Raw genomic sequence first — 9,956 nt, 5'->3', positions numbered from 1 at the left:
CTAATGAGGCAACGTCAGTGCAAATGCCTAGAACACAAAAATTCTGACACTCCCCTGGTGGAGGTTGGAGTTCTTCTTGAGACGCCCGTGTCTGACACCCCTAAGGCGCACTCGTAACGAGTGAAAGCCGACCTACGCGGGGTGTCTGACACCGGGTTAGAAACCCATCGGGCGTCAGACACCAGCCTGAGCAGTCTTTATTTCGTCGCGACCTTTTCCGGCGGCACCGGATTGTCCCAACCTCCACCAATGGCCCGAATCAATCCCACCGTCGACCGGGCCTGTTCGGCAGTCAGCTGCACGGACACGCGTTGCTGCAAGAGGACGCTGCGGTCGGCTTCAATCACGTCCAGATAGCTGATCGAACCTTCGCGGTATTGCGTGTGCGAGAGCTTGGCGGCTCGGGCGGCGGCTTCCACGGCGGCGTCCTGGGCCTTGGTCTGGTCGGCCAGGATGCGCAGGTTGGCGAGGTTGTCTTCGACTTCGCGGAAGGCGTTCAGGACAGTCTGGCGGTAGACGGCGACGTCTTCTTCGTAGACGGCGCGTGCGCGGTCCAGGCCTGCCTGGCGGCGGCCGCCGTCGAAGATGGGCATGGACAGGGCGGCGCCGACCAGGGGGCCCAGCAGGAAGGTGCGGCTGGACCACTGGAAGAGGTTGCCGAGGTCCGAGGATTCGTAGCCGAAGGCGCCGGTGATGTCCAGGCGCGGGAAGAAGGCGGACTTGGCCGCGCCGACTCGGGCGTTGGCGGCGGCCATGGCGCGTTCGGCGGCGGCGATGTCGGGGCGGCGTTCCAGCAGGGTGGACGGCAGGCCGGCCGGGATGGACAGCGCGACCTTTTCAATGGGCTGCGGCGGCATGGTGAAGTCCGATGGGGCGCGGCCCAGCAGCACGGCCAGCGCGTGTTCGGCGGTGGCGCGGCGGCGGTCGATGCCCAGGGCTTCGGATTGCGCGGACGCGAGTTCGGCCTTGGCGCGGGCCAGGTCCAGTTCGCTGATGTCGCCGGCGTCGTAGCGGCGCTGGATCAGTTGCAGCGTGTCGGTGCGCAGCTTGACGGTCTGGTGGTAGAGCCGTGATTCGGCGTCCTGTTCGCGCACCAGGAAGTAGGTGGTGGCGACGTCGGCCTGCAGGGCCAGCAGCACCGACCTGTACAGCGCTTCGCTCTGCTGTTCGTCGGCGGTGGCGGCGTCGACCGTCGAGGCGACGCGACCGAAGAGGTCGGCCTCGTACGAGACGGTGCCCTGGGCGCGCCAGGTGGTGACGGGCGTGGTGGCCGTGCCGTCGGGCAGGCCTTGCGATACGGCGGACGGGCGCTGGCGGCTGGGGCCGAAGCCGGCGTCCAGGCTGGGGAAGAAGCCGGACCGGGCTTCGCGCTGCAGGGCGCGGGCCTGGGTCAGGCGGGCGGCGGCGGCCTGCAAGTCCTGGTTGGCGCGTTGGGCTTCTTCTTCAAGCTGGTTCAGGCCTTCGTCGCCGAACACCTTCCACCAGGCGCCGCGCAGCATCGCTTCGGACGGCTCGGCGGGCTTCCAGGTGCCGGCTTCGGACGCGGGCAAGGCGGCTTCCTTGAAGGCCGCCGGCGTGGCGGCGGCGGGCCGTTCGTAGGTGGGGCCCACCGCGCAGCCGGCCAGCACGAGCAGCAGGGCAAGCAGGGCGGATCCTCGGGTCAGTCGTTTGATCATCATGACTATTCTCTTTGGCGCGCGCCCGTCCGTCTGGACGGGACGCGCTGGCTTCTCTTTTTTCTGGCGGCCTACGCGTTGTGCTGCGTGGCGGGCGGCGCGTTCGGGTCGATGTGCGGCATGCACACGGGGGCTTCGTGCGGCGCGGCGGAGTGCAGCGTCTTGCCGCCCAGGGAGCGCAGCAGCACGTAGAACACCGGCGTCAGGAACAGGCCGAACAGCGTGACGCCCAGCATGCCGAAGAACACGGCGACGCCCATGGCGTGGCGCATTTCTGAACCCGCGCCCGTGGACAGCACCAGGGGCACCACGCCCATGATGAACGCGATGGACGTCATCAGGATGGGACGCAGGCGCAGGCGGCTGGCCTCGATGGCGGCTTCCAGCGGCGTGCGGCCGTTCATCTCGAGTTCGCGGGCGAATTCCACGATCAGGATCGCGTTCTTCGCGGACAGCCCCACCAGCACCATCAAGCCGATCTGCGTGAAGATGTTGTTGTCGTTGCCTGTGAGGTAGACGCCCGTCAGCGCGGCCAGGATGCTCATCGGCACGATCAGGATCACGGCCAGCGGCAGGGTCAGGCTTTCGTACAGCGCGGCCAGCACCAGGAACACCAGCAGCACGCTGATGGGGAACACCCACAGGCCGGCGTTGCCCGCCAGGATCTGCTGGTACGTCAGGTCGGTCCATTCGAACTTCACGCCGCGCGGCAGCGTTTCGGCGGCGACGCGTTCGGCCGCGGCCTGCGCCTGGTCGGACGAATAGCCGGGGGCCGGGCCGCCGTTGATGTCGGCGGCGGTGTAGCCGTTGTAGCGCACCACCATTTCCGGGCCGAACGTCTGCTTGACGGTCACCAGCGACGACAGCGGCACCATGTCTCCCGCGGCGTTGCGGGTCTTGAGCTGCAGGATGTCGTCGGCGTGCGCGCGGAACGGCGCATCGGCTTGCGCGCGGACCTGGAAAACCCGGCCGAAGCGGTTGAAGTCGTTGACGTACATCGAGCCCAGGTAGATCTGCATGGTGTCGAAGACTTCGGTCACCGGCACGCCGAGCTGCTTGGCCTTGACGCGGTCGAGGTCGACGTCGAGCTGCGGGACGTTGATCTCGTAGCTGGAGAACGAGGGGCCCAGTTCCGGCGTCTGGCGCGCCTTTTCCAGGAAGGCCTGCTTGGCTTTGTCCAGTTCGGCATAGCCCAGCGCGGACCGGTCTTCAAGCTGGAGCTTGAAGCCGCCCAGCGTGCCCAGGCCCATGACGGGCGGGGGCGGGAACACGGCGATGAACGAGTCCTGGATGGACGCGAACTTCTGGTTCAGCGAGGCCGCGATGGCGTTGCCGGACAGCTCGGCGCTGTTGCGTTCTTCGAAGGGCTTCAGCGTCACGAACACGATGCCGGCGCTGGAGCTGTTGGTGAAACCGTTGATCGACAGGCCGGGGAACGCGATGGCGGATTGCACGCCGGGTTCCTTCAGGGCGATGTCGCTCATGCGGCGGATCACGTCTTCCGTGCGGTCCAGCGACGCGCCGTTGGGCAGCTGAGTGAAGCCGATCAGGTACTGCTTGTCCTGCGCGGGCACGAAGCCGCCGGGCACCAGGTACGACACGCCGATGGTCGCGGCCACCAGCACCGCGTACACGCCCATGGCGCCCGCCTTGCGGCGGATCACGTTGGCGACGCCCGTGCCGTAGGACTCGGACGCGCGGCCGAACATGTTGTTGAACCAGTTGAAGAAGCGGCCGAACACGCGGTTCATGCCCCGGGTCAGCCAGTCGGGCTTGTCGTGGTGGCTCTTGAGCAGCAGGGCAGACAGCGCGGGCGACAGGGTCAGCGAGTTGAAGGCCGAGATCACCGTCGAGATGGCGATGGTCATGGCGAACTGCTTGTAGAACTGGCCGGTCAGGCCCGTCATGAAGGCCAGCGGCACGAACACGGCGCAGAGCGTCAGCGCGATGGCGATGATGGGGCCGCTGACTTCGCGCATGGCGCGGTAGGTCGCGTCGCGTGGACTGAGCCCGGCCGCGATGTTGCGTTCGACGTTTTCCACCACCACGATCGCGTCGTCCACCACGATCCCGATGGCCAGCACCATGCCGAACAGCGACAGCGCGTTGATGGAATAACCGAACACCAACAGCAGCGCGAACGTGCCGACGATGGACACGGGCACCGCCAGCAGCGGGATGATGGATGCGCGCCACGTCTGCAGGAACAGGATCACCACCAGCACGACCAGCGCAATGGCTTCCAGCAGCGTGTGCACCACGGCCTCGATACTGGACCGCACGAACTGCGTGGGGTCGTATTCGATGCGGTATTCAACGCCCGGCGGGAAGTCCTGGGCCAGTTCGGTCATGGCGGCGCGCACCTTGCTGGACACGTCCAGCGCGTTGGCGCCCGGCGATTGCATGATGCCCATGCCCACCGCCTGCTTGTTGTCCAGCAGCGAACGCAGGCCGTATTCCTGTGCGTCCAGTTCCACGCGAGCGACGTCGGACAGGTGCGTCACGGCGCCGTCCGGCGAGGTCTTCAGGATGATGTCGCGGAATTCCTCCTCGGTCTGCAGCCGGCCGCGCGCGTTCACGTTCAGTTGCAGCGGCACGTCGCCCTGCGTGGGAGACGCGCCGATCACGCCGGCGGCCACCTGGACGTTCTGCTCGCGGATCGCGGCGACGACTTCGGACGCGGTCATGCCGCGCTGCGCGACCTTCTGCGGATCCAGCCACACGCGCATGGAGTAGTTGCCCGAGCCCCACACCGTCACTTCACCCACGCCCGTGATGCGGGCCAGGCGGTCCTTGACGTTCAGGATCGCGTAGTTGCGCAGGTAGGTGATGTCGTAGCGGTCATTGGGCGAAATCAGGTGGACCACCAGCGTCAGCGTGGGCGAGCTCTTCGCCGTGGTGACGCCCAGGCGCTGCACGTCCGGCGGCAGGCGCGGCAGCGCCTGCGACACGCGGTTCTGCACCAGCTGCTGCGCCTTGTCGGGGTCCACGCCCAGCTTGAAGTTCACCGTCAGCGTCAGGTTGCCGTCGCTGTTGGCCTGCGACTGCATGTACAGCATGTCTTCCACGCCGTTGATGGATTCCTCCAGCGGCGACGCGACGGTTTCGGCGATGACCTTGGGGTTGGCGCCCGGATACTGCGCGCGCACGACGACGGACGGCGGCACGACTTCCGGGTATTCGGAGATGGGCAGCTGGAACATGGCCAAGAGGCCCGCCAGCAGCACCAGGATGGACAGCACGCCGGCGAAGATCGGCCGGTCGATGAAGAATTTCGAGATATTCATGAACGTTCTCGTTAGACGCGTCGGCTCAGTTCTGCGCCGAGGCGGTCTGGACCGGGTTGCCGCGGTTGGATTTGGCGGCAACCATGGGGACGACGGTCGGTGTCACGGCGTCGCCGGGCCGGATGCGTTGCAGGCCGTTGACGACGATGCGCTCGCCGGCGGCCAGGCCGGAATCGACCACGCGCAGGCCTTCCTGGTTGGCGCCCAGCTTCACCTGGCGGTAGACAGCGTGGTTCTTGTCGTCCAGCACCAGCACGAAGCGCTTGTCCTGGTCGGTGCCGATGGCGCGTTCGTCGATCAGCACGGCCGAGCGCGGGTCGCTGCCGCCCAGGCGGACGCGGGCATACAGGCCGGGCAGCAGCGTGCCGTCGGCGTTGTCGAATTCGGCGCGCACGCGGATGGTGCCCGACGTGGCGTCCAGGCGGTTGTCGACTGATTGCACGACGCCGGTGCGCGAGTAGCCGTCTTCGTTGGCCAGGCCCAGTTCGACGGGCACCGCGCCGGCGCGGCCGTTGCGGGCGGGATTCACGTAGCGCAGGAAGGTTTGTTCGTCCACGTCGAACGATGCGTACATCTTGGATACCGACACCAGCGTGGTCAGCGGCACCGACGCGGCGCCGGCGGCCACCACGTTGCCCACGGTGACCTCGGCGCGCGACACGCGGCCGGCGACGGGCGCCTCGATGCGCGTGTAGCCCAGGTTCAACTTGGCGTAGTCCAGCGCCGCCTGGGCGCCTTGCAGGTTCGCGGCGGCTTCACGCGCGGCGTTCTGCTTTTCCTCGAAGTCGCGGCGGGCGATGGCGTTGTCCGTCAGCAGGCGCTGGCCGCGGGCCAGTTCCGACGCCGTGTAGGCTGCACGCGCCTTGGCGGCGGTCAGCGCCGCAGCGGCGCGGTCCACCTCGGCGGCATAGGGTCGCGGGTCGATGGTGAAGAGCACGTCGCCCTTCTTGACGATGCTGCCGTCCTGGAAGTGGACGGCGGTCAGCGTGCCGGACACGAGCGGGCGGATGTCGACGCGGTCGATCGCTTCGAGGCGGCCGGAGTAGCGCTGCCAGTCGACGATGGTCTTGCTGACCACTTCCGCCACTTCGACCGGGGGCGCGGCCGGGGCGCCCTGCGCCATGGCGACATTGCCGGCCGCGGGGCCGCGGGTCAGGGCATAGCCGCCGCCGGCGGCCAGCACGGCTGCAAAGACGACGAGCACAGCAATACGTTTACGCGAAACCATGATGTTTCCTTGTTTGGTTTATTCAGGTGCGAATGCGCGCTTGCGCTGATCCCGAGGGTTTGGGGGCGGCGGGGGATGCCAGTCCTAAGAATCCGGGGCTATATGGATATGCTGCGGCGCAGCATCGACCGAGGTCGCTTATCCGGGGGCTGCGAGCGCCTGATCAGGACGGGTCGCTGCGGGTTCGGAATCTGAGGATTGACATGCCCCTTCAGGGCGCCGGGCGGCAAGGGCACTTCAAGATGGTTTGCATTCTGAGTGTTTTGCGGGGCCGGATAAACCTGTCTATCCCGGCAACACTGTTCGTGGAGAATGACTAATCAGCGGCAAAATCGGGTTATGCTCCGTTCACCCTGACTTATTTGCCTAAGGACACCCTCGCCATGGACCGCTTTCAGGCTATGCAGGTGTTTGTGCGCGTCGTGGACGCCAATAGCTTCACCCGGGCGGCCGACAGCCTATCGCTTCCGCGCACCACCGTTACCACCATCATTCAGAATCTGGAACGCCTGCTGGGCGTGCGCCTGCTGAATCGCACCACGCGCCGCATCGGCCTGACGCCCGACGGCGCGGGCTATTACCAGCACTGCGTCCGCATCCTGGCCGACGTAGAGGAAACCGAGGCTTGCTTCCAGGAAGCGGCCCTGCGCCTGAAGGGTCGGCTGCGCATCGACGTGCCGACCTGCATCGGCCGACTGATCCTGATTCCGTCATTGTGTGATTTCCACGACAAATACCCGGATGTCGAGCTGGTGCTGGGCCTGGGCGACCGTCCCGTCGACATGGTGCAGGAAGCCGTGGACTGCGTGATCCGCGCCGGCGATCTGGAAGATTCCAGCCTGGTGGCCCGCCGCATCGGCACCCTGCAGACCGTGACGTGCGCCTCGCCTACCTACGTGGCGCGCCACGGCATGCCCACCACCATCGAATCGCTGCGCGACCACCACGCGGTGCATTATTTCTCCAGCCGCACCGGCCGCAATTGCGCCTGGGACTTCAAGGTGGATGGTAAGCACCAGGAAGTCGACATGAAGGGCACGGTGGCCGTGAACGAGGCCGGCGCCTACCTGGATTGCGGGCTGAAGGGCTTTGGCCTTATCCAGACCGCCCGCTACATGGCGTTGCCTCACCTGCAATCGGGCGAGCTGATCGAAATCCTTCCTCAGTGGAAGCCCAGCTCCACGGCGATCTCGGTGCTGTATCCGCAGAGCCGCCAGTTGTCGCCCAAGGTCCGCGCCTTTACCGATTGGGTGGCGGAACTGTTCGCCGGCTGCCCGCTGCTCAGCGGCCGCGACGAAACTGATCCGGCCGCCGCGTCCTGCGCCGTGTATCAACGCAACCAGGGACAGCCCATCGCGGCGCAGCCGACTGTCCCGGCGATCCCGGCATTGGCCGACATGCCCCCGCGTCGCCGTACCGCCCGCGAGGAAGCGGCGGAATACGCCCTGTAAGGGATACACATGGTGGACCCGCGGGTCCGCCATGTGCGGTAAGCACGGGAAACCCCGTAGTAAATACAGCCCTTACGTCCCTCGTATCGGGTGAAACGTCTGTATAGTCCGACAGTCAAAGCCTACAACGCCCTTAACGTCGGTCCGCTATGCAGCCTGTTCTACCCGCTTACCTGATCGCCCGTTGGCTGTTGCTGCTTGTGCTGTTGGCGGGGGTTTACTTTCTTAGCGGATTCCTGGTTCCGGCCCTGGCGGCGCTGATCATCGGCCTGGCCAGCTGGCCCCTTTACCAACGCCTGGTCGCCCGCTGCGGCGGCCGAACCGCGGTGGCCGCCTCGCTGGCGCTGCTGGTGGTCATCGTGGTGCTGATCGTGCCGATGACGCTGGCGCTGTCCTATGCCATCAAGGAAGCCAGCGCGTTCTTTGCCTGGGCCATTGCGGCCAACCGTCACGGGGTGGCGGTGCCGGCGTGGATCACGTCCATGCCCGTGGTGGGTGAACGCCTGGGACAGTACTGGGAATCCTATATAGGCCAGCCCCACGCGCTGGGCGCGCTGGTCGAAGCCGTCAGCGGCGAACACCTGGGCAACATCTACCGCATGGTGCTGGCGGCCACGGGCAACGTGTTCCAGCTGCTGCTGACCGTGCTGTTCATGTTGATCACGCTGTTCTTCGTCTACAAGGACGGCATCCGCATGGTGGCCCAGCTGGACGTGCTGGGCGAACGCATCCTGCCCGCGCGCTGGCAGCGCTTTTCCCGCGTGGTGCCGGCCACTATCAACTCCACCGTCACCGGCATGGGCCTGATCGCCCTGGGCGAAGGCCTGGTGCTGGGCATCGCCTACTGGATCGCGGGCGTGCCGTCGCCCGTGCTGCTGGGCGTGGTCACCGGCTTCATGGCCCTGATCCCGGGCGGCGCGCCGCTCTCCTTCACGCTGGTGTCGCTGTACCTGGTGGGCTCCGGCCACGTGGTGGCGGGCATCGCGCTGATGGTCTGGGGCAGCGTCGAACTCTTCATCGTCGACAAGACCCTGCGGCCGCGCCTCGTGGGCGGCCCGGTCAAGCTGCCGTTCCTGCCTACGTTCTTCGGCCTGGTAGGTGGCGTGAAGACCATGGGCATCGTCGGTCTGTTCGTGGGCCCGGTGCTGATGGCGCTGCTGGTGGCCGTATGGCGCGAATGGGTGCACCATGAAGTGCAGGAACGCGACGCGGCCCGGCTGAATCCACCGGCCGGCACGCCAGAAAAGCGGCCGGCTGGCTGAAGCGGCGCTAGGTGACCGGCGCGAGGTGACCGGTGAGTCGGCCAGATAGCGTCCGGCGTGCTCAGCCAGCCCGGCGCGCCGGTTCCGGCGCAGCTGGCCCGCAGCCGGCCAGACGCCCCGGCCGTTTTGGTAATCTAGCCGTCCCGCGTCGACCGGCGCTCGTCCGGTGCGCGCCTGCCCGTATGCAGACGCGTCGCATACGCCGCGGGCTGTGAGGATCAAGATGTCCGGGTTACTGCCTGATGATCAGTTAGCCGTCCTGCGCGAGCAGGGTTTCGTGGTGGCGCGCCGCTACGCCAACCCGGAGCAGGTGGCTGCGCTGCGCGCGCTGTCCGAAAGCCACCTGCGCGACCACGTGGCGCCCATCGAATACGAAGCCGACCTGCGCTATCCCGGCGCACCCGAGTCCCGCGCCGCCGAAGGCGGGCTGACCGTTCGCCGGCTGCTCGGCGCTTACGCGCGTGATCCTCTCTTTGCCCAATGGGCCACGGATCCCGGCATCGCAGGTTCGCTGGCGCGTTATTTCCACGAGCCCGCCGTGCTGTCCACGGTGCATCACAACTGCGTGATGACCAAGCACCCCGCCTACGGCAGCCTGACCGGCTGGCACCAGGACATTCGCTACTGGTCGTTTTCCGATACGGACCTGGTGTCCTCTTGGCTGGCCCTGGGAACGGAAACGCGCGCCAACGGCGGTCTGTCGTTCATCCCGGGCTCGCACGCGGCCGCTTTCACGCCCGACCAGTTCGACGAAAAGAAGTTCTTCCGCGACGATGCCCCGCAAAACGCCGAATGGATCGCGCGCGCCGTCTGTCCAGACCTGGAAGCCGGCGACGTGGTGTTCTTTCATTGCCGCACCTTGCACGCCGCGCAAGGCAACAGCAGCGACCGAGTGAAGCTGTCCGTGGTCCATACCTATTACCCGCAATCCTGCCACCCGCTGCCGGGCACGCGCTCAGCATCGCAGCCGGGCGTGCCGCTGGCGGAGGCTTAGATCGGTTGGCGATAAAAGTAATTGAAATCTGCTATTAATGATTGAATTACAATTAAAT

General features: G+C 66.5%; 6 protein-coding genes. 3 read left to right on the top strand and 3 right to left on the bottom strand.

Translation table 11 applies throughout. The annotated features are described in order from the left end of the window. Positions 1-197: 197 nt before the first annotated feature. From RT614_RS24800 to RT614_RS24790, 3 genes are all read right to left on the bottom strand, one after another. Positions 198-1,679: an efflux transporter outer membrane subunit gene (locus RT614_RS24800; RefSeq protein WP_409558517.1), complete on the bottom strand. Its 1,482-nt coding sequence runs from the start codon at positions 1,677-1,679 to the stop codon at positions 198-200. A 68-nt stretch (positions 1,680-1,747) separates the two neighbouring features. Then, positions 1,748-4,963 (bottom strand): efflux RND transporter permease subunit, encoded by a 3,216-nt coding sequence (locus RT614_RS24795; RefSeq protein WP_313624826.1) that lies wholly within the window; start codon positions 4,961-4,963, stop codon positions 1,748-1,750. Between the two features lie 25 nt (positions 4,964-4,988). Beyond that, the gene (locus tag RT614_RS24790; protein WP_313624825.1) at positions 4,989-6,191 is read right to left on the bottom strand and encodes an efflux RND transporter periplasmic adaptor subunit; all 1,203 of its coding nucleotides are present in this window, start codon (positions 6,189-6,191) and stop codon (positions 4,989-4,991) included. A 383-nt stretch (positions 6,192-6,574) separates the two neighbouring features. Between RT614_RS24790 and RT614_RS24785 the strand changes: the two genes are divergently transcribed. From RT614_RS24785 to RT614_RS24775, 3 genes are all read left to right on the top strand, one after another. After that, on the top strand, positions 6,575-7,642 hold the full coding sequence (locus RT614_RS24785; RefSeq protein ID WP_313624824.1) for a LysR family transcriptional regulator: 1,068 nt from the start codon (positions 6,575-6,577) through the stop codon (positions 7,640-7,642). Between the two features lie 149 nt (positions 7,643-7,791). Then, positions 7,792-8,904, top strand: a complete 1,113-nt coding sequence (locus RT614_RS24780; RefSeq protein ID WP_313624823.1) for an AI-2E family transporter — start codon at positions 7,792-7,794, stop codon at positions 8,902-8,904. A 223-nt stretch (positions 8,905-9,127) separates the two neighbouring features. Continuing rightward, positions 9,128-9,898 (top strand): phytanoyl-CoA dioxygenase family protein, encoded by a 771-nt coding sequence (locus RT614_RS24775; RefSeq protein ID WP_313624822.1) that lies wholly within the window; start codon positions 9,128-9,130, stop codon positions 9,896-9,898. Positions 9,899-9,956: the final 58 nt, after the last annotated feature.

Source organism: Achromobacter sp. (genome assembly GCF_032102605.1).
Taxonomy (GTDB): domain Bacteria; phylum Pseudomonadota; class Gammaproteobacteria; order Burkholderiales; family Burkholderiaceae_B; genus Achromobacter.
The sequence above is the reverse complement of the archived record's forward strand: the minus strand, read 5'-3'. Positions and strand labels throughout refer to the sequence as shown.

Bases quoted from the DNA above. Each gene is read 5' to 3' on its own strand.
- RT614_RS24800 (WP_409558517.1), bottom strand. From the start codon at position 1,679: ATGATGATCAAACGACTGACCCGAGGATCCGCCCTGCTTGCCCTGCTG.
- RT614_RS24795 (WP_313624826.1), bottom strand. From the start codon at position 4,963: ATGAATATCTCGAAATTCTTCATCGACCGGCCGATCTTCGCCGGCGTG.
- RT614_RS24790 (WP_313624825.1), bottom strand. From the start codon at position 6,191: ATGGTTTCGCGTAAACGTATTGCTGTGCTCGTCGTCTTTGCAGCCGTG.
- RT614_RS24785 (WP_313624824.1), top strand. From the start codon at position 6,575: ATGGACCGCTTTCAGGCTATGCAGGTGTTTGTGCGCGTCGTGGACGCC.
- RT614_RS24780 (WP_313624823.1), top strand. From the start codon at position 7,792: ATGCAGCCTGTTCTACCCGCTTACCTGATCGCCCGTTGGCTGTTGCTG.
- RT614_RS24775 (WP_313624822.1), top strand. From the start codon at position 9,128: ATGTCCGGGTTACTGCCTGATGATCAGTTAGCCGTCCTGCGCGAGCAG.